Annotated in this window: 1 pseudogene; it reads right to left on the bottom strand. The window is 71.5% G+C overall.

Going from position 1 to position 270, the window contains the following annotated elements:
* Nucleotides 1-270, bottom strand: a pseudogene (locus tag RAD10_RS41945) (hypothetical protein); the annotation flags it as partial.

The following is a 270-nucleotide window of genomic DNA, read 5'->3' as shown; positions in this document are numbered from 1 at the left end:
ACCAGTGCATCGGGCTTCTGCTGCTCCGCGCGCGAATGGGGCGGATGCCCCTTCTCTCGGCGCAGCGCGGCGGACTTCGCGTGCGTGGCAGCGAGCAGACACTCGCCGATGGCGCCGTCGCGCGCCCGCTTCGCATCGGGATCCGTGATGTTCGCGAAGCGCGCGACGTGGCCGTTGGTGATGAGATAGCCGTCGGGCCGGAACATGACCCCGCTGCCCAGCAGGCCCCGCCCGCCGGCACACTGCACGCCCAGCTCGGGAATGCTCGCC

The organism is Bradyrhizobium sp. 23AC (assembly GCF_054863025.1).
The sequence above is the reverse complement of the archived record's forward strand: the minus strand, read 5'-3'. Positions and strand labels throughout refer to the sequence as shown.